The following is an 18,478-nucleotide window of genomic DNA, read 5'->3' as shown; positions in this document are numbered from 1 at the left end:
GGGACGAAGCGAATGGACTTGATTCTAGGTACATCCAAACGGGATATTACGCCGGATCGCCCCGTCCCGCTTGCCGGCTTTAGCAGCCGGCAAGGCTTTTATGAGGGCGTGTCCCGTCCGCTGCATGTGCGGATTTGGTTTTTTCGCCAGACGGATCGCGACGGACGCGAGCGGCAGGCGCTGCTGGCTCAGGCCGATTTAATCTGGTGGGGCACCGATTTGGCGGCTCGGGTAAGGAGAAGGCTAGCTGAACGGTTCGGGCTCCCGGAAGAAGCTATTATTTTGCATGCAAGCCATACGCATGGCGGGCCGCAAACGAGCGGAATGTTTCCGCGCGGATTAGGCGAGGCCGATGAACGGTACGTTGCGGCGTTGGCGGAGAAGCTGGAGCAGGCGGCGGAGGAGGCGTGCATGGCGGGCGAGCCGGTTCGCGTGGAGCGGGGACACGGGTTATGCCGGATCGGGATAAACCGGCGCAAGCGTTCGGGCGCCGGGATTGAGTGGGCGCCGAATCCGGACGGCCCCGTTGATCCGGAGGTGACCGTTATCCGGTTTGCAACGAAATCCGGGGGGACGAAAGGCGTATGGTTTCATTACACGTGCCATCCAACAACGACCGGAGACAACCAGGTGACATCAGAGTTTCCAGGCGTTGCCATGGAGGCGGTGGAAGAGGCGCTTGGCGGCGGGTCGATCGCTTCTTTCCTTCAGGGATGCTGCGGCGATATACGGCCGAACATCGTTGATGGAGGCGAGTTTCGTGCCGGCAGCGACGATGATGTCGTCCGGTTGGGATGCGCATTGCGCGACGAGGTGCTGCGCGTGCTCGCTTCTCCGCTCGAGCCGATTTCCCTATGCGAGCTGCGTGGCGAAAGGCATGTCGTACCGCTATATTTTGAGCGGATGCCGGACATTTCCGAGCTGAAGGAGCGCCAGGAGGACGCAGGGGTAATGGGCGAATGGAGCCGCTATTTGCTGGCTGCTCCCGAGCGGCGGAAAGCCGCTGCCCCACTCGATATGACCGCGCTGCACATCGCCGCTGGCCTGACCCTTGCCGCCATGAGCGGGGAAATAGTCGTCGCTTACGGAACATACATTAAGAAGCGCTACGGCGGCAACGTGCTGCCGCTCGCATACAGCAATGGCATGGTCGGCTATGTCCCGACAACGGAGCAGCTTGCCGAGGGCGGCTACGAATCGGTTGAATCGGCTTACCATTTCGGCTTGCCGTCTCCGTTTCGGCCGTCCGTCGAAAGCGATATGATTACCGGACTTCACAAATTGCTCGATGAAACGGGAAAACCGTGTTAAACGTATAGTGTAAGGGATGCTGAATATAGCTCCGCGGTTGAAACATAGACACTAGAATGACAGGAGCTGTAAATGATGAGTAAAGAGAGAGAAGAACGGATGGATTGGGAAGAGGAAACAATTGAAGATCCTGCGCATTACGTGCTGCACCATGCAATGAGAGGGCTGTTCGAGGCGGAGGAAATTGTGCGGGAGGACCATATCTACATTCCTGAATGGCAGCTCGCCATTCGCCCGTATGTTGCAAGATGGTCGGAGCAGTCTGTACTTTTAAAATTCCATCTGAGCTCGCCGAAATGGGATCGGGCAATCGTTGAAACTTCTGCAGGCATAGGCAGCAGCGCGAAAAATGCGCTCGGCATGGCCGTAGGCGGCTTTACGCTTTCGCTAATGCAAGGTATTGCCTCGATGGAGAATGAACGGGAGCCTGAGTTGTTGGAGACGAAATACGGAGACACTGTCCATCATTGGAAGGTGTATAGAAGCAACATCGTTGGTCTGGGGGAATCCATAGCCGAAAAGAGCGAAATCCAGTTTTGGGAAGCGCTGAAGGATGAAATCGCCAAGCGGGTGGGCAATCAGAAGCTCTGTTATATTAAAATTTATGCTGCCAAAAACGGCGACGATATTACCGGTGAGTGCCGCATAAATGATATTCCTAGCCCGGAGCTTGGCAGCATCGTAGCAGAGCTGGCCAGCAGCTGGCAGGTCGATGGCTTCGCTTCGCAAAAGCAGTTTATTTTCCTGCAGCAATCGGAAGGGACATATACGCCGTACCCTTATCAACCGGAGCAAATTGCGGCGGCCACGCGGACGGCTGTTGAACTGTTTAAGGCATGCGAAACACAGGAGCTGTATGATGATTTTCCGGTGCGATTGGCGGAACGTTTGCAGGATAACAGTCTGGCGCAGGAGCTTTATTCTTTTTTGCCGGAAATTTGTGCAGAGAATGCCTTTGAGGAGCTTACCTATACTGAGGAAATGTCGATCTATAAGGGCGAGGAATCCTTCAGTATATACCGGACTCAATTGGCCAGCTATTATTTGATTTATGACGCCTTGTTTGCGGGCTTCCGCGAGGAGCAGTTTGATAACGAAGTGTATAACCAATATATCGGAGTAAGTTCCATCTATAATGTGATTTGCAATGCGAAAGAGCAGGGTGCGGATTTGCTGGAAAATGGCGGTGTGCTGACGTTATCCTTTGCGATGTCGGGCAATTACCGGTTCAGATAGCCGCCGACAATCGAGACGCATGCTTGGTCCGCTCCGTATGGAGCGCGGCTGCAGCTGCGTCTTTTTTAATGCAAGCGAGTATTTTCATGGATATGCAACATGTAATATGATAGAGAAAGGAGGAGGAGATTTTTCTTATGAAGCTGCCAAAGCTGCCGGCAGACCTGCCGCAATGTGAATTGACTGTTCTAAACGCCGGTCACTATTATGCTTCATTGCATTTGATGAAAAAGGGAAACGAGAAGCAAAAAATATGGGGCCCTGCTTTGTTTTATTTAATTAAACACCCCAAGCATGGCTATATTTTGTTTGATACCGGATACTCGACGCGCTTTTTTGACGCTGCGCGCTCATTTCCATACAGTTTGATGCGCTTAACTCTGCCGGTTCGGATCTCTGAGGAAGAGAATGCGGTCAATCAATTGCAGGCCATGGGTATAGCTCCTGATGACGTAACTGTAATTTTGTCCCATATGCATGTGGATCATGTTGGCGGGATTCATGATTTTCCGAACTCGCGCATTATTGTCAGCAAAGTGGAGTGGGCATTTACACGCCATTCTGCTTTTAAGTTGCTGCGTAATTCGTACCTGAAGTCTCTGTTTGACAAAATCAATCCCAATCTCGTACAGCTTGTAGATTTTGACCGCGCTGAGCGTTACGGCCCTTTTGCAAAAGCGTTTGATCTGTTCCAGGATGGCACGATGATCCTCGTTCCCCTTCCTGGACATGCCATTGGCCAGATGGGGCTTATCTTGAATTGCTCGGCAGCAGAAAGGTACTTTTTAATTGCGGATGCCGTTTATGTGCAAGGAAACTATCGAGAAAATAAGTGCGGCGCCTGGTTAAGCAAAATTGCTCATTATGACAGCAAGCAGTATGAAAGTCATTTTCCTTTTTTGCGCGCCCTTGAGCAGGCAAACAGCGAATTGCTCTTGCTTCCTTCACACGATCCTGATGTGTATGCAAAATACGTTAACAGAGAGGCTTATGTCTAAAACATAAACTTTTTGTTTGATCATCGCTAAAAAATACGCTCAAATGCATGTTGTAGGTCTCGAGAATCATCTCTAGGCCTATTTTTTGTGACAAAACTATCAGATATTATGATATAATGAACGATGTTTCTGTTGGCAGATTGAGGGAAAATGGAGATGGGGAAAATGATGAGAAAAGCTGCAGCGGTTCTGATTATGAGCATGATTCTATTCGGCAGTGTGTCTTACGGGCTGGTTGAGGCCAAAAGCTACACCACGCTGCCGCAAGCTGTATGGTCACAAAAGCCGAATGCCGATTATTTGGCGGTAAATGAAGACATTTTTTATGTACCGGAAAAAAATACGCTGTACATACATCTGCAAGAAGAGAAGTTTTCAGCGACCAAGGCGTGGTCGCCCGATTCGCTGCGCGCAATTGATCCTGAGACGGGAAAAGTAAAATGGGCATTTTCTTTTGCCAAAGCAGGCTACGGCTGGCCGAGCACAAAGGATCCTTTTGTGTATGCGCCGGATGGGACAGTGTATGCATACTTTTCTTTTGAAAAATTGCTATATTCGGTAAGTCCTTCAGGGAAAGAGAATTGGAGTAAACAATTATCGACTGATATTCCCTTGAATGGGAAGCTGTACCGAATGGCAGATGGCACTTTAATTATAGCGGCCGAGAAATCTGCAGTAAGCGGTAAAGAAGCAGTGCAATTCATCGGCTTTGATAAAAACGGGAAACAGAAGTTCAATAAAGTTGTCGCGGGCAAGCTCGTTACGGTGACGAATGGCCAGCTTATTGTTGAAGCGCCTGCAAAAGCCAACATGCAAGCAGATGTCTATAATGCCTCGTTGCAGCGCGTTTTTCAACATGCATTCCCAAAAGACGTGTATGTTAATTTTCATACTACATTCGCTTTGGCGGATGGGACGATTGTCTTCCCGGTTAGCTCCAAACAAAAAACAAATATGCTTTTAGCCATATCCCCGAACGGCAAAACAGTCTGGGAAAGGAAAACTGGACAGCAGGAACTGGCTTTTCCGTCAGGGTCAGGCTACCTGCTATTGGACTACTCAGCCAAAAAGTTAAGCTACTATAATCAAAAAGGCTTGGTCAAGGCGCGCGTCTTATCCAATTTTACAATTCCTGAGGGGGATGTGCTGCCGCGGGCCCATACAACTGCGGATGGCAAACTGTTTGTCGATCTTGTCAGCCGGCAATATGTTTTCGATCCTAAAACACTTACTGCCATTCACGAGTTCGATTTAAAAACAAGCGGATATGTGCTCGATTATCGCAACAATAGCGTGTTCGTTTATTGGAAAGAGAGTAAAATCTCCAAACATATTTTGAAGTAATCGTTGGGGTTAAAGCTAAAATAGGAGAATAGGATGGGGACGATGGCGATGGCGTTTTTCAAAAAAAGTATAGCAGTAATCGCAGTGGCCGCTATTTTGCTGGCCGGGCTGGCTGTCCATCAAGGGGATGCAGCCGCGGCAAAGGCAAGTGCCAGGTACAAATTCTCAATCAAGGATGTGAATGGCAAAGCGCATACGGTCACATTGGCATCGGACAAGGAAAAACGGTTTGTCGAGACGCTTCCTTCGGCGTTTGGACAAGAAGGAGATATCATCTATAATGGCGCGTACTACTTGACAGTCGATGGCAAGAAACAGTCTGTGAAGGTCCGCAACAATGAAGTACTGCGCATCAACACGAACCAAAATGATATTTACAAGCTGACCAGCGTGGCGAAGGGGACGCCGGACCTCATTATCGTTGGCCAGCGGGAATCATCGAACTATTATTCCTTCGAAGCTTTTGCGGTTACGCCAAGCGGCACAGCCCAAAAAATTGGCTTTAAGCCATACGGTTCCAAAAAAATCGAATATGAAATGTATGCCAGCAGCAAATTCAAAAATTTCAGCTCGAATTATTTTCAGCTGGCCAGATATGATAATAGCGAGGCGGCAGGCTGGTATTTTGACACCTACAAGTTCAGCATGGAAAACTATACGATGACCGGCAGCAGCATCCTGTTCTACGGTTATGAACAGCCATATAAAGGCGTGAAAAAAGGAAGCTACGAAGAGGGCCAGAAGCTGATTGCCAGATTCAGCAAAGAGCCTACATTCGGCGTTACGGATACAGCGACGTCCGCGGCAGCCGGAAAAACACTGAAATTTGTGCTCGATAAAAATACGAAAGCTAACTTGAAGAAGGGCAAAATCCCAGGATTCAACGTGAAGCTGGGGATGTCCTATAAGCAGGTCAGTCAAGTATTGGGCGAACGGACAACCTCTTTCTATGAAAGCGGCGGGAAGTATTGGAATTTTGCCAAGACGCCTGGTGTAGGCTTTTGCTTCGGCGTGGACGGGGAGCTGGATGAACCGCTGTTCGCTGTGACGATCAATAAGAACCATCTGCCGAAGATGACCTTTGCGTCCGTTAAGGCGATGCTGGGCACGCCGGATTTTGCGGGAGACGATGATGTGGACGGCGGTTATTTGTACCACTACCAGTACGATGACATCTACATTTTCTTCATGGGTCCGAGCAAAAATGGTGCTGTTACGTATATCAATATTATTCAGAAGTAAATGGAGAGAAGCAGCGCGTTTAATACGTACTGCTTCTCTTGTTATTTTTGGAGCTGATGCGCAATGGTTCTCTGCCTGCAACATTTTGGTATTTTTGTACGTCGAATAAGAAAGAGCGACGGACAAAAATGGATTGCAGGTGATGATGCGTGAGGAGACGAAAGTGGCATTCTTGGCAGATCATGATTCTTGTTGCGTCGGCAATACTGCTGCTGACAGGCTGTTCCTTTTCCGGAAAAGGAACTGACCGTACGCTGCCTGCGCCCGAGAACTCTGTTTCTGAAGAGGCAGCGCTGCCGCTGCGAGTTGTGGTGAGCGTGCCTGATCGGGTTCAGGCAGGTCAGGTGTTTAAGCTCTCTGGCCAGCTGTGGAATGACAGCGACGATACGCTGGAGCTTAACCATGGCGCGGCGATGATTACGTATACGATTTATGATGAAGACGGCGAGCCGGTTACGGAGGAACCGGGCATGCGCGCAGTTGCTGACATCGGGTATCATGTCTCTCTGCTCCCGCGGAAGAGCTACAGTTTTAATGAAGGGGATCATGTTTCGCCGCCGCTGAACAAACGTACGCTGCAAAAGGCAGGAAGCTACATGGTTGTAGGAACAGCTGAGCTGCAGGTGGGACGAAATGGAAAATGGAGCACGCAAAAATTTGAATCTGAGCCTGTTTCGTTTGTGGCGGGTGGAGCTGCAGGCGAGAAGTAGAACACAAATAAAGAAGACGAAAGGATGGCTAGCTTGCCATCCTTTTGATTTCAAATGAATTGCAATAAAAGCAGTTACGTGACGGATGACTCTTTTCCAAGATCCGGTCGTTCTCTTTGCACAAGGCCCAAGTAAGCGAGCAGTGCAAGTATGCTGGTCATGAGGATGGTAACCCCCATAGGAACTGCTGAATACTCGCCTGCAATACCGACAAGAGGCGAGGTGAGCGAGCCCAGCACAAACGGCAGAAGCCCTAGAAAGGCTGATGCGCTCCCCGCCATTTTACTTTGCGATTGCATCGCCAACGAGAATGAAGCGGTTGAAGTCATACCGATAGACATCACGAAAAAGAACAGGGGCGTTACTAGCCCGAACAGTGGGCCGCGCGTCAAAATAACAATTAAGGCTATCAGACTGGACAGCCCGGAAAGCAGCAGTCCGATAACAAGAAACCGGCGTTCGGAGATAAGATGGTTGAATCGCCCGACAACCTGCGAGCCGATAATCAAGCTTATGCCATTGGATGCGAACAAGAGCGCGAAGAGCTGCGGGGACGCTCCATAAATATTTTGATAGATAAAGGGAGTGCCCGATACATAAGCGAATACGCCGCCAACCATAATTCCTTGTGCAAGTGCGTAGCCGACAAATTGGCGGTCCTTGAGTAAGGTTTGAATGCCTCGGAACAACTCGCCGAAGTTGCCCTGGATTCGATTCTGGACAGGCAAGGTTTCCTTTAAATTCAAGGTAGCAAGGATGACCAGCACCAGCCCGACAAGGCTTAAGGCGATAAATATCCCGATCCATGTAGTAAAGGAAATAACACCGCTTCCCGCCATTGGCGCGATTAAGGGGAATAGGTTGTTTACTAGCATCAACAGCGAAAAGAACTTCGTTAATTCCGAGCCGCTGTATAAATCGCGAACGATCGCGCGCGAGATAACAATTCCGGCAGAAGCCGCGAAGCCTTGTACAAAACGGGCGATGATGAACAAGATAATATTAGGCGCGACCGCACAAAGAAACGAGGCGACCAGATAAAGAAGCATCGAGTAAATGAGCGGCTTACGCCTTCCATGAACATCACTCAAAGGCCCGATAATAATTTGCCCCAGTCCTAATCCGATCAGGCAGGCGGTCAAACTCAGTTGAACCATAGAAGCTTTAGAGCCGAAATCAGCTGCAATTTGGGGGAAGGATGGCAAGTACATATCGATTGTAAGAGGACCCAGTGCTGAAAAAGCACCCAATAATAAAACAAGCCGAAGGCGGGTAGTTACTTTTGTTTTAGAAACCATATTCTTTTTTCTCCTAAATATTGTGCTAAGCAAAAGTTGTGAAGGCGCATGCTGAATTTTACACGCATGTTGCTCAAGAAGCAAGTATTATATGAATATTATGGGCGACCAAATGGTTCTAATAGAACCTGCGGGAAGCCCTCTTTGTTTTTAATTCGTACATGATAAAATAGATGTAAAAATTAGGCTAATTCAATAGCGTGTTAATAGGAAGAGGGGCTCTATGAAGACTAATAAAAAGTTTGTGATCAGTTTGGAACGTTTTAAGCCTCATACTTTTCAGGCGGAGCAGGGCGAAGGCCTCTTTATGTCGCATTCTCATGAATATGATGAGATGACGCTTATTTTGGATGGGGAGGGCTACTACAGCTCGCAGCAGCAAAATATGAAAGTGATCGCGGGAGATCTGATTTTAATTCCGCCACACCTCCATCACGGCTTTGTCTGCACGGAGCCTTGGCAAGGAATATCCGTTCATTTTTATCACGACATGCTCCCTGCCTATTGTCAACATATCTTTCACAATACTGAGCGGGAGTCTGACCGGATTCGCAGCGCTCGTCTCGCCGAAGATGATTTGCGCTGGGCCGAGATCAGCTTTTTTCAATTGGAGAAGGAGTGGAAGCAGGGCAGAAGCAGCGTAGATTCCAGCAGCTTCATGCGTGTGGCTTTTGAAACGGCATTGCTGCTATTTCAGCGGAATCGGACAATTCTTCCTGCAGTGGAGAGAACGGCGGATCAAGCGGTAGTCGAAGAGGTGCTGAAGGAAATTCATGCGAGCTATTACACGCAAATAACAGTTAGCGAACTGGCGGCGCGGCATTTTCTTTCCGCGAGCAACTTGCGCAAGAAATTTTCCGAGCTGACGGGCGTTTCTCCGAAGCAGTACATGATCAACCTTCGCGTGCAGGAAGCGAAGCGGTTGCTCCAGCAAACAAACAAAGCGATTGAATGGATCTCTTCTGAGGTAGGTTTTACTTCTTCGAGCCGGTTTTATGATTACTTTGTCAAGTCGGTGGGCGTTACGCCGCTTGAATGGCGCAAGCAAAATCAATAAGAGGAGTGAAGGGTACCCCGGCAGCCCCCGGCAGCGGGGTTTTTTCGTCGGTCGAAAACGATCCGGAATTGATTTTTTTTGCAGATTAGAAGAAGCGAATTCACAATTGTTCCTGTCATCCTTCTCCGCAATAATAAGAAGTGCAGGGAAGAATAACATAAAGGGGTGTAAAAGGATGAGGCTTTGGAAAAACAAATCGGGTAAAGGTTTGTTGGCGATCATCTCGTTGATCCTGGTTGCAGGCGCATTGGCCGGATGCGGCAAGGATAATGAGAAGCCTGCTGGCGGCGGCAAGCCGCAAACAAATGAAAGCGTTACAATTCAGTTTGCGGGATGGGGAGATCCGTCTGAGAAAGAAGTATTTACGAAGCTGGTGAAAGCATTCGAAGATCGAAATCCCGGGATTAAGGTGGATTACTTGCACATTCCGTCAGGCGATTATGTAGGTAAAATGAATACGATTCTTGCAGGAGGAAATGCCCCTGACGTATTCTATGTGCCGGACGGCGATTTCGGCAGATGGGTTAGCCAGGATTTGTTATTGCCGATCGAGGAATACGTAAAAAACAGCGATATCGATCTCGCAGATATGTGGGAATCGGGGCTGGCTCGCTACCGCTATGACGGAGCGGCGAATGGAGTAGGAAAACTATATGCGCTTCCGAAAGATATCGGGCCTACTGTACTCTACTATAATAAAGATATTTTTACCAAAATGAATGTGCCTTTTCCGGACGCGGAGACGCCGATGGGGCTAGAAAAGCTGCTCGATACCGCGCAGAAGCTGACGGTGAAAAGCAATGGCAAGACAACGCAGTACGGAATGGGGCCGATCTGGTGGGAGGGCTTCGTCTATGGCAATGGCGGCAAATTTCTGAGCGATGATAAACGGGAGTTTGTTGGCAACAGTCAGGAAACGAGCGAAGCGCTGCAATTTGCGGCAGATCTCACCAACAAACACGGCGTCGTGCCAAGCTCAGCCGCGCTTAAGGACTTGAACGATAGTGAAATGTTCAAAACAGGCAAACTGGCCATGATGATAACCGGACGCTGGATGGTGCCGGAATTCCGCAAGCTTAGCTTTGATTGGGATGTCGCTCCGCTGCCAACCAAGGAGTGGGGAGGAACAAGCGGCTCTGTCGGTCTTTCGATCTACAGCAAGACGAAGCATGTGGAAGCGGCTTACAAGCTGGTCGAATACTTGGGCGGACCGGAGGGACAAAAGGAGCAGTCCCAGATGGGCTTTTCCATCCCGAGCTTCAAGTCGATGGCAGAGACGGACGTATTTCTGCAGCCTGGCCAGAAGCCGCAGAACGCGCGGGCTTTCATTAAGGCGGCAGAGGTTCAGGTTGCAGGCCCGTGGACCAATCTGCCTAACGCCAAATGGTATGACATGCTGGCCCAAGGGCTAGCTCCGATGTGGGAGGGCAAAAAACCTGCTGCCGAACTGCTCAATGAGCTGAAGCCGAAAATTGACGCAGCGATCAAGGAAGGGAATCCCGCTTTGTTCAAATAAGCCGCTTATAGACGGATGAAGGAAGCGCCTGTCATCGAGCGCCGATAGGCGGCTTCCTTTGTCTCAAGCGATGGAGGGGGAACATGAAACGCAAGGAATATCTTTGGGCTTATCTGTTTATCGCCGCACCGATCTTGGGATTTATGCTGTTTGCCTTTATCCCGCTCAGTTATTCCGTATACGTAAGCTTTACCGAATATAGCGGGTACAAAGCGCCCGTATTCAGCGGCGGAGATAATTATGTCAAGCTGGTAAAAGACGAACTGTTCTGGAAGACGTTGTTCAATACCTTTTACTCTGCGCTGAGCATTCCGATCGGGGTCGTGGTTGCCTTGGGCATTGCGACAGCGCTTAACCAGAAAATTCGCGGTATCGGCTTTTTTCGGACTTTGTTTTTTCTGCCGGCGATCAGCTCAGTCATCGCGCTAACGCTGCTGTGGAAGTGGATTTTTAATGATACGTACGGACTGCTCAACAATTTGCTGGAGCAAGTCGGAATTATCGGTCCTGCCTGGCTGAGCAGTGAACAGTGGGCTATGCCGGCCATGATCATTCAAGGGGTGTGGGTCGGACTTGGCATCAATATCGTCCTTTACCTGGCTGCGCTGCAAGGCGTGCCCAAGAGCTTTTATGAAGCGTCGGAAATAGACGGCGCCAATCGCTGGCAGCAGTTTCGCCATATTACGGTTCCATGTATTTCACCGACGACGCTCTACATTCTCATTACGGCTACCATTGCCGCGCTGCAGGACTATCCGCGTTTTCAGATTATGACGGAAGGCGGGCCGAATTACTCGACGACGACGATCGTTTATTATCTTTTCCAGAATGCTTTCCGGTATATGAACATGAGCTACGCTTCGGCGATGGCATGGATACTCGGCATGATTATTCTTATTATTACGCTTTTGAATTTTTATTTATCCCGGCGATGGGTGCACTACGAGTAAAGGGGGGAATGCATATGACAAAGACCGTGAACAGCAGCGGGTGGCAGCGAAAAAAGAGAGCGGGAGAAAGGATTCGCAAAGGACTGGCCTATCTGTTTCTTACGGCTGGCGGGCTGGTGATGGTCACCCCTTTTCTGTGGATGCTGTCCACTTCGCTCAAGCAGCAGGGATTGGAATTTGAAATGCCTCCCAAGTGGATACCGGAGCGGTTCGAATGGGGAAATTATCGATTTGTGCTGTTTGAATCCGACATTTTACAAGGATTTTTCAACACGATGCTAGTCATTGCTTTACCATGTCTCGTAGGCTTGTTCACCAGCGCGCTGGCAGCAAGCGCATTTGCGAGAATGGAATTTCCTGCGAAAAATATATTATTCACCTTGCTGCTGGCTACGATGATGATTCCAGGTGTCGTCACGATGATTCCGACCTTTATTTTGTTCAAAAGCATCGGCTGGGTGGACCGCTGGCTGCCGTTAATTGTGCCGGGCATGTTTGGCGCGGCTGCAGCGGTGTTTTTGCTGCGGCAGTTTTTCATGACGATACCGAAAGAACTGGAGGACGCCGCCAAGGTTGACGGAATGAACCCGTTTCATATTTTCATCCGCATTTTGCTGCCGCTATCCAAACCGGCGCTCATTACGCAAGGGCTGCTCGGATTTTTGGCGGGGTATAACGATTATCTTGCGCCGCTCATTTATATTAACACGCCAGAGAAATACACACTGCAGCTCGTGCTTGCCTCATTTCAAGGTTTCTACACATCGCAATGGACGTATATTATGGCTGGTTCTGTGCTGGCTTTAATTCCCACCTTGCTGCTATTCTTCCTTGCACAGAAATATTTCGTCGAGGGCATCACCTTGACCGGGATGAAGGGATAGAGGAGATAATCATGACAAACGACTTGACATTTCGCAATCCGATCGTGGCAAACGCCGCCGATCCCTGGGTGCTGAAGCATACGGATGGAAACTACTACTTTATGTCTACACAGTTCGGGCGTTTGGAGCTGACACAATCTGCAAGCTTGAGCGGACTTGCCGCAGGACGCAAAAAAACGATATGGGCCCCTCCGCCGGGCGGCCGCTACAGCCATAACCTATGGGCGCCGGAAATTCATCGGCTGGCTGGAAAGTGGTATGTCTACTATACCGCCAACGACGGCGGCGGCGACGAGTCCCGGCGCATCTGCGTGCTGGAGAATGCGGAGACGGATCCGCTTGAGGGCGAGTGGACATGGAAAGGCGCGCTTCCAACCCCTGTTCCCGGACTGGACGGAACGGTATTTATGCTGCGGGACGAGTTGTACTTTCTCTATGCAGGCTACGGCTATTTCCCCGATTATGGATCAGCCATTTATATTTCGCGTATGGTGAATCCCTGGACATTGGAAGGCGAGCATATTTTGCTGACAGCACCGACTATGGAATGGGAGAAACAAGGCGGCATGGCGATCAATGAGGGGCCGGTGATGCTGCAGCGCAACGGTTATGTATTTCTCGTTTATTCTGCCAGCACGACCTGGTCGGAAGACTACGCGCTTGGCATGCTGACGATGAATGAGACAGCCGACCCGCTCGATCCTGCCTCGTGGAAAAAATCGGTTGAACCTGTGTTCCGCAAAAGCGTACAGAACGGCGTATATGCGACGGGGCATAACAGCTTTACTCGCTCCCCGGATGGGAAAGAGGATTGGATCGTCTTTCATGCGCTGCCTGCGCCGGCTGCCGATACGGACCTCAGATCGACCCGCATTCAGAAATTTACTTGGAGGCTGGATGGAACACCGGATTTCGGGATTCCTTTGAGTGACAATGAAGCTATTCCTGTACCGTCCGGGGAATAAGAAATTAGGGGAGGAATAAGGATGAGAAAACGATGGAAACATTTTTTTCTGATCGTCTTGACGACAGTATTGCTTGCAACGATAATCGATGCTTCGCCCATGCGGGCAGCAACGACGGGTTCAGTCATTTACAGCAGCGCGGCGGAACCGGAACCTTATTATGCACGTGCTGTCAAACTGGATAATGGCGATATTCTCTCTACCTTTACAAGAAAATTTCCCGGGAATACCGGCTGGGTCGGCATGAAGCCTTTTCCGTTCTACCGGAGTACGGACAACGGTGCAACCTGGTCGCTGCTTAGCGAGATTGATCCCGGCGACTTTGGGTTGAATCGGGATCAGCAAGGTATGACGACGCTGTATGTACTGCCGCAGCAGGCGGGTGCTTTACCGGCTGGGACGCTGCTGTTTGCGTCGACAGATTGGGATAATTCCGCTCCGTACACGATTCATATCTGGAGGAGTACGGATAATGGCGCTACCTGGCAGTTTCACAGCAATGTAGCCGCGCGGGGAACAGCCGGAACCAAACGTACATGGGAACCGGAATTTGCGGTCACGAGCGACGGTAAGCTGATTTGCTACTATTCCGATGAGCGGCAGCCGGGCTACAATCAGGCCATTGCTCAGGAAATATCGGACGATGGAGGAATCACGTGGGGGAACTACAGCATTATTATCGGCAATGCAGCAGACTGGAACTGGCGTCCAGGCATGCCGAGGGTGCAGAAAGCGAAGAACGGAACGTATTTCATGTTTTTCGAGATGCTGGGCGCCGCTCCTAATTTTGCTGTGCGCTTTAAAACGTCTCCAGACGGTATCAATTGGGGCAGTCCTACCGATTTGGGGACTGTGGTCGGTACAGGAATATATCGCGCTTCTCAGACCCCGGAGGTCGCCTACGTTGATGACGGAACCGCAAACGGCAGATTTTATGTGCGCGGCATGACGGATGTCGTATCTTCCGCCAATAAAATGTTTACGAGCGGCGATTACGGCGTTACCTGGACGCAGGTGGATGCACCGCTCACTGTCAAGGGGACGAATCAGAATACACCTGCTGCCTGGAGTGGAACGCTGCTGCCGCTTGACGATTCGCTATTGCTGGAGGTGAACACCGTAAAGGTTGGCAGCCGCAATGAAATCCGCGCCAATGTTGCTCAGATTGATGGGAATTCTTCACTTGTTTCCGGCGGGATCTACAAGCTGATCAATGAAAATAACAATTTGCTGCTGGACAATGCGGGCGGCGGTTCTCCTCCCGGTACGAAAGTGATCCAATGGAATGATCTTGGTCTCGATACGCAGTGGTGGCGGCTGGATTACAGGGCTGGCGGCTTTTTCCGCGGCACGAATCTAAACAACGGCCTTGTGCTGGATGATCCTGACGGTATGATGACGCCAGGCACGAACGTGATTCTATGGACGAACAATGAGCTGGATACGCAGCGCTGGAAATTTGCTTATAAGGGGAACGGCTACTATACGGTCTTGAATCAGCATAGCGGATTGCTGCTGGATAACGCGGGAGGCGGCTCTCCTGCCGGCACCAAGGTGATTCAAGGGACCGCCAACGGTCTCGATACGCAGAACTGGAAGCCGGTGAGAGTCGATTCCGAGATTCCAGTCAACCAGCTGGAGAGTTTCAATATCGGGAACAGCTTTATTCGCTATCACAACGGTCGCGGGAAGATCGATGGCGGTCAATACAGTCCGGAATCCCAATGGAAGATTGTCAGCGGGTTGGCGAATCCGTCTGCCGTTTCGATCGAATCCGCCACGATGCCAGGCTACTATCTCCGCCACCGTGACGGGAAAATCTGGCTGGAAGCAAACAATAATTCAGCTTTATTCAAAAATGACGCCACCTGGCATATCCGTACCGGCTGGGCCACCTCATGGGCGGCATCCTTCGAATCGTACAATATAGCGGGCGCCTACATGAGACACAGAGACGGCTTGCTGGAAATTTCTCCAGTCTCAACAACATTGGATCGGCAAGACGCCACTTTTTACTTGAAGTGATCAAAAGGAGCGAGAGGTTGTGAAACAAACGGAAGTGCGAGAACTGGAGGAGCAAGGGACGCTGCCGCGCGCGGAATATCCGAGACCCCAATTCGTGCGCAAGGATTGGCTTTGCCTGAATGGGGAGTGGGAGTTTGCGTTTGATGACAGCAGGGAAGGCGAGAGGGAACAATGGCAAAAGTCTGACAAGGCTTATCCGCGAAGGATTAAAGTTCCTTTTGCCTTTCAAAGCAAACTAAGCGGCATCGGAGAATCAGGCTTCCATGATGTCATCTGGTATCGCCGTACCTTTGAGGTTCCGCAAGCCTGGGAGGGTCAACGCGTCATCCTTCATTTCGGCGCAGTCGATTATTTGGCCAAAGTTTGGGTGAATGGGCAGCTTGCAGCCGTTCATGAAGGCGGGCATACGCCATTTCAAGCTGATATTACTCATTATTTGCAGCCGGCACATATGAATACGGGCGGAATTGGAGAATGAGGCGGGGGTACTGCGAGTAATAAGTTAACGGTTAAAGTGAAGAAGTAACGTTTATGAGGGCGTCCCTTTCCTTTTCAGGGGGGGCGCTCTTTTTTTGCCATTTCACGTAACATCTTAATTCGGTCAATATGTTGCGTTTATTTTGGAAATGTTATACTATATTTAGTGTTTTATAAGGTGGATGAGAGGTGGAGCAGAAATGAAAACAATGAAATCAATATGTGTCTATGCAGGTTCGAACGCAGGCGTTCATCCAGCTTATGAGCAAGAAGCGATTCATCTGGCAAAGACGATTGCAGAGCAAGGACGTACGCTTGTATATGGCGGATCGCGTATCGGACTGATGGGACGATTGGCCAATACGGTGCTGGAGCATGGTGGTCAAGTGATCGGTGTAATGCCGCGCGGGCTGTTTAAAGGCGAAATGGTGCATCAAGGGCTGACTGAGCTGTATGAAGTGGAGTCTATGCATGCGCGGAAAGCGAAAATGATGGAGTTATCCGATGGCTTTATCGCCCTTCCTGGCGGCTTTGGCACATTCGAGGAACTATTTGAGGCAGTAAGCTGGTCGCAGCTTGGCATTCATGAGAAGCCGATTGGGCTGCTAGATGTAGAAGGATTCTATGCGCCGCTCGTTGCTTTTGTCGAACAAGCGGTCAAAGCAGGCTTTATTCATGAAGCGCATGCCGGTTTGCTGCTGCTGGACCAACAGCCAGCCGAGCTGATTGTTCGCATGGAGTCGTTCGTCCGGCCGCAAAAAGTGAACAAATGGTCAGAGCTTCCAGCGACTGAATCATAAAATGCGGGAAAAAAGAAACGGTTCGGCTGCTCTACTGCTGCAGCTGGCCATTTCTTTTTTTGCTTTATGGGAGACGGCAACCATATAGACATTCGGGGAAGCGGTGAATGGCAAGGAAGCGCCGCTAGCTTAAGACGCGATCTGTGGCCCCGGCCGATTCGGCTGCTGGCGCTGAAGATGGACAAAGTTGACATTGCCGCCCGCGGGCGTTATGGTGAAAAATAGCAGATGGAGCAAGGAGATAAAGAGATGGTTACAAGAGACGATGTGGCAAAGCATGCCGGAGTATCCGTAGCGGTAGTCTCCTATGTGGTCAACAATAAGAGCAATGTCAAGGAAGCGACCAGGCAGAAGGTGCTGCAAGCGATCGCTGAGCTGGGCTATAACCCTAACCTTACAGCCAGAAGCCTGAAGACGAAGAAGACCGGACAGTTCGGCGTTCTTTTTCACAATTTGGGCAACCCGTTCGAGACCGGGGTTTCTTTAGGATTGGAGGAGCGGGCGCGTCAGCTGGGACGATCGCTTATTTTTCAGACTTATATCCGTTCCGAAGAGGAAAAGCTGAAAACTGTGTTCATGGGACGTGCCGACGGTCTGCTCCTGATGGGACAAAGCCTGCAGCCGGAGACATTAACGCACTTTGCCAAAATGGGTGTTCCCGTCTATTCCGTAACGACCCCGGCGCACGCCGCACCGACAGTGAAGGCGATCGATATCGACTGGCTGGATGCGATGCTGCGGCTTGTAGGGCATTTGCATGATCTGGGGCATGTCCGGATCGGTTTTATGGGACATTCCATGCCCGATCACCATCACCGTATCCGCTACGAGCAATTTTTACAAGCGCTCCATAAGCTTGGGCTGGGCTTTGACCCGGCATCGATGCTGCTTGAAGGGGACGGCAAGCTTGAAGTCGCCTATATAGCCATGTCCAAGCAGCTTCGCGAATGTGCGGGACAGCTGCCGTTTACGGCGATCGTCTGTGCGAACGATTTGATGGGAATCGGCGTCTTATCAGCCTGCAAAGATGGCGGCCTTGCTGTTCCGCGGCAGTTGTCTGTCGCTGCCTGCGAAGACATCTTGATGGCCTCGCATACGACACCAACGTTGACAACATTGCACTTTCCGCGGCGGGAGGCGGGTTTTACGGCGATCGATCTGCTGGTGCAGCATATCGATGCGGAGCATGAATTGCCTGATTGTACGGTCGATTTTAAGTTGACCATACGCGAATCAACGGCAAGAGTCCCCAAAACGGAATAAATTTCCTGCAGACCCTGCAGGCTCGGGAGAGGGCGGTTGCCCTGCAGAGCCGGCGGGGTTTGTTTTTTGCAGTGTGGACACAGCGGCCCTAAGCGGATCGCGGTTCCGTTACTCTGTAAACAAACGTGCCAAAATGGCGGGGATGCGACTTTTTTTCAAGATATTAAAAAAATGATTGACAGTGATAATTTTAGTTTATTATAATTACACCAAGAATAATTCAATATATTAAATTTCTAATTGGCATTTTAGAAGGAGTTGGTCGTATAAGGGGAGGTCAGTACTAGAGAGGAGTCATGTAAAACGAATTCCGCAACGGGTTCGATTTTTTTAACATGTTGAATGAAACCGCTTTCCTTTCGCATTCTGCTTTTCAGCCCATGCTTCCTGAGGAGGAACTAA

15 protein-coding genes and 1 pseudogene are annotated in these 18,478 nt (G+C 50.2%); 15 read left to right on the top strand and 1 reads right to left on the bottom strand.

From position 1 onward, the window contains the following. Positions 1 to 12: 12 nt before the first annotated feature. From ACFQ0N_RS17845 to ACFQ0N_RS17820, 6 genes are all read left to right on the top strand, one after another. Positions 13 to 1,311: a neutral/alkaline non-lysosomal ceramidase N-terminal domain-containing protein gene (locus ACFQ0N_RS17845; protein ID WP_379328525.1), complete on the top strand. Its 1,299-nt coding sequence runs from the start codon at positions 13 to 15 to the stop codon at positions 1,309 to 1,311. 75 nt (positions 1,312 to 1,386) lie between these two features. Beyond that, the gene (locus ACFQ0N_RS17840) at positions 1,387 to 2,547 is read left to right on the top strand and encodes a DUF6348 family protein (RefSeq protein WP_379328523.1); all 1,161 of its coding nucleotides are present in this window, start codon (positions 1,387 to 1,389) and stop codon (positions 2,545 to 2,547) included. A gap of 137 nt (positions 2,548 to 2,684) precedes the next feature. Beyond that, complete coding sequence (locus ACFQ0N_RS17835; RefSeq protein WP_379328521.1) at positions 2,685 to 3,545, top strand: MBL fold metallo-hydrolase; 861 nt, start codon at positions 2,685 to 2,687, stop codon at positions 3,543 to 3,545. A 165-nt stretch (positions 3,546 to 3,710) separates the two neighbouring features. Then, a complete protein-coding gene (locus tag ACFQ0N_RS17830) occupies positions 3,711 to 4,889 on the top strand; it encodes an outer membrane protein assembly factor BamB family protein (protein WP_379328519.1) in 1,179 nt (392 codons plus the stop codon). A 33-nt stretch (positions 4,890 to 4,922) separates the two neighbouring features. Continuing rightward, positions 4,923 to 6,131, top strand: a complete 1,209-nt coding sequence (locus ACFQ0N_RS17825; RefSeq protein ID WP_379328517.1) for a hypothetical protein — start codon at positions 4,923 to 4,925, stop codon at positions 6,129 to 6,131. A 149-nt stretch (positions 6,132 to 6,280) separates the two neighbouring features. Beyond that, the gene (locus ACFQ0N_RS17820; RefSeq protein WP_379328515.1) at positions 6,281 to 6,841 is read left to right on the top strand and encodes a putative periplasmic lipoprotein; all 561 of its coding nucleotides are present in this window, start codon (positions 6,281 to 6,283) and stop codon (positions 6,839 to 6,841) included. Between the two features lie 74 nt (positions 6,842 to 6,915). Here the strand turns inward: ACFQ0N_RS17820 and ACFQ0N_RS17815 are convergent, their stop codons facing one another. Further along, positions 6,916 to 8,139, bottom strand: coding sequence for a multidrug effflux MFS transporter (locus ACFQ0N_RS17815; RefSeq protein WP_379328513.1), 1,224 nt, complete (start codon positions 8,137 to 8,139; stop codon positions 6,916 to 6,918). Positions 8,140 to 8,362: 223 nt separating this feature from the next. On the opposite strand from ACFQ0N_RS17815, the gene ACFQ0N_RS17810 reads away from it, so the two are divergent. The 9 genes and pseudogenes from ACFQ0N_RS17810 to ACFQ0N_RS17770 all read left to right on the top strand — a co-directional run bounded on the left by ACFQ0N_RS17810 (position 8,363) and on the right by ACFQ0N_RS17770 (position 18,076). Then, positions 8,363 to 9,196, top strand: a complete 834-nt coding sequence (locus tag ACFQ0N_RS17810; RefSeq protein WP_379328511.1) for a helix-turn-helix domain-containing protein — start codon at positions 8,363 to 8,365, stop codon at positions 9,194 to 9,196. 175 nt (positions 9,197 to 9,371) lie between these two features. Next, positions 9,372 to 10,712, top strand: coding sequence for an ABC transporter substrate-binding protein (locus ACFQ0N_RS17805; protein ID WP_379328509.1), 1,341 nt, complete (start codon positions 9,372 to 9,374; stop codon positions 10,710 to 10,712). Between the two features lie 83 nt (positions 10,713 to 10,795). After that, positions 10,796 to 11,662 carry a carbohydrate ABC transporter permease gene (locus ACFQ0N_RS17800; RefSeq protein ID WP_379328507.1) on the top strand — a complete coding sequence of 289 codons (867 nt, stop codon included), beginning with the start codon at positions 10,796 to 10,798 and terminating at the stop codon, positions 11,660 to 11,662. A gap of 14 nt (positions 11,663 to 11,676) precedes the next feature. Beyond that, entirely contained in the window at positions 11,677 to 12,546 is an 870-nt protein-coding gene (locus ACFQ0N_RS17795; RefSeq protein ID WP_379328505.1) for a carbohydrate ABC transporter permease, read from the top strand. Between the two features lie 11 nt (positions 12,547 to 12,557). Then, positions 12,558 to 13,511 carry a glycoside hydrolase family 43 protein gene (locus tag ACFQ0N_RS17790; RefSeq protein WP_379328504.1) on the top strand — a complete coding sequence of 318 codons (954 nt, stop codon included), beginning with the start codon at positions 12,558 to 12,560 and terminating at the stop codon, positions 13,509 to 13,511. A 21-nt stretch (positions 13,512 to 13,532) separates the two neighbouring features. Then, a complete protein-coding gene (locus tag ACFQ0N_RS17785; protein ID WP_379328502.1) occupies positions 13,533 to 15,536 on the top strand; it encodes an AbfB domain-containing protein in 2,004 nt (667 codons plus the stop codon). 34 nt (positions 15,537 to 15,570) lie between these two features. After that, positions 15,571 to 15,975 (top strand): annotated as a pseudogene (locus ACFQ0N_RS17780) (sugar-binding domain-containing protein); the annotation flags it as partial. Between the two features lie 247 nt (positions 15,976 to 16,222). Beyond that, entirely contained in the window at positions 16,223 to 16,813 is a 591-nt protein-coding gene (locus ACFQ0N_RS17775) for an LOG family protein (protein WP_379328639.1), read from the top strand. 249 nt (positions 16,814 to 17,062) lie between these two features. After that, positions 17,063 to 18,076 (top strand): LacI family DNA-binding transcriptional regulator, encoded by a 1,014-nt coding sequence (locus tag ACFQ0N_RS17770; RefSeq protein ID WP_379328500.1) that lies wholly within the window; start codon positions 17,063 to 17,065, stop codon positions 18,074 to 18,076. The last annotated feature ends 402 nt before the right edge of the window (positions 18,077 to 18,478 follow it).

It is taken from the genome of Paenibacillus sp. GCM10027626 (assembly GCF_042676285.1).
Lineage (GTDB): Bacteria > Bacillota > Bacilli > Paenibacillales > Paenibacillaceae > Paenibacillus_Z.
Note: the sequence above shows the minus strand (reverse complement) of the source record. Positions and strands in the feature narration are given on the sequence as shown.

Bases quoted from the DNA above. Each gene is read 5' to 3' on its own strand.
- ACFQ0N_RS17845 (WP_379328525.1), top strand. From the start codon at position 13: ATGGACTTGATTCTAGGTACATCCAAACGGGATATTACGCCGGATCGC.
- ACFQ0N_RS17810 (WP_379328511.1), top strand. From the start codon at position 8,363: ATGAAGACTAATAAAAAGTTTGTGATCAGTTTGGAACGTTTTAAGCCT.
- ACFQ0N_RS17785 (WP_379328502.1), top strand. From the start codon at position 13,533: ATGAGAAAACGATGGAAACATTTTTTTCTGATCGTCTTGACGACAGTA.
- ACFQ0N_RS17815 (WP_379328513.1), bottom strand. From the start codon at position 8,139: ATGGTTTCTAAAACAAAAGTAACTACCCGCCTTCGGCTTGTTTTATTA.
- ACFQ0N_RS17790 (WP_379328504.1), top strand. From the start codon at position 12,558: ATGACAAACGACTTGACATTTCGCAATCCGATCGTGGCAAACGCCGCC.
- ACFQ0N_RS17770 (WP_379328500.1), top strand. From the start codon at position 17,063: ATGGTTACAAGAGACGATGTGGCAAAGCATGCCGGAGTATCCGTAGCG.
- ACFQ0N_RS17800 (WP_379328507.1), top strand. From the start codon at position 10,796: ATGAAACGCAAGGAATATCTTTGGGCTTATCTGTTTATCGCCGCACCG.
- ACFQ0N_RS17795 (WP_379328505.1), top strand. From the start codon at position 11,677: ATGACAAAGACCGTGAACAGCAGCGGGTGGCAGCGAAAAAAGAGAGCG.
- ACFQ0N_RS17830 (WP_379328519.1), top strand. From the start codon at position 3,711: ATGATGAGAAAAGCTGCAGCGGTTCTGATTATGAGCATGATTCTATTC.
- ACFQ0N_RS17775 (WP_379328639.1), top strand. From the start codon at position 16,223: ATGAAATCAATATGTGTCTATGCAGGTTCGAACGCAGGCGTTCATCCA.
- ACFQ0N_RS17840 (WP_379328523.1), top strand. From the start codon at position 1,387: ATGAGTAAAGAGAGAGAAGAACGGATGGATTGGGAAGAGGAAACAATT.
- ACFQ0N_RS17835 (WP_379328521.1), top strand. From the start codon at position 2,685: ATGAAGCTGCCAAAGCTGCCGGCAGACCTGCCGCAATGTGAATTGACT.
- ACFQ0N_RS17825 (WP_379328517.1), top strand. From the start codon at position 4,923: ATGGGGACGATGGCGATGGCGTTTTTCAAAAAAAGTATAGCAGTAATC.
- ACFQ0N_RS17805 (WP_379328509.1), top strand. From the start codon at position 9,372: ATGAGGCTTTGGAAAAACAAATCGGGTAAAGGTTTGTTGGCGATCATC.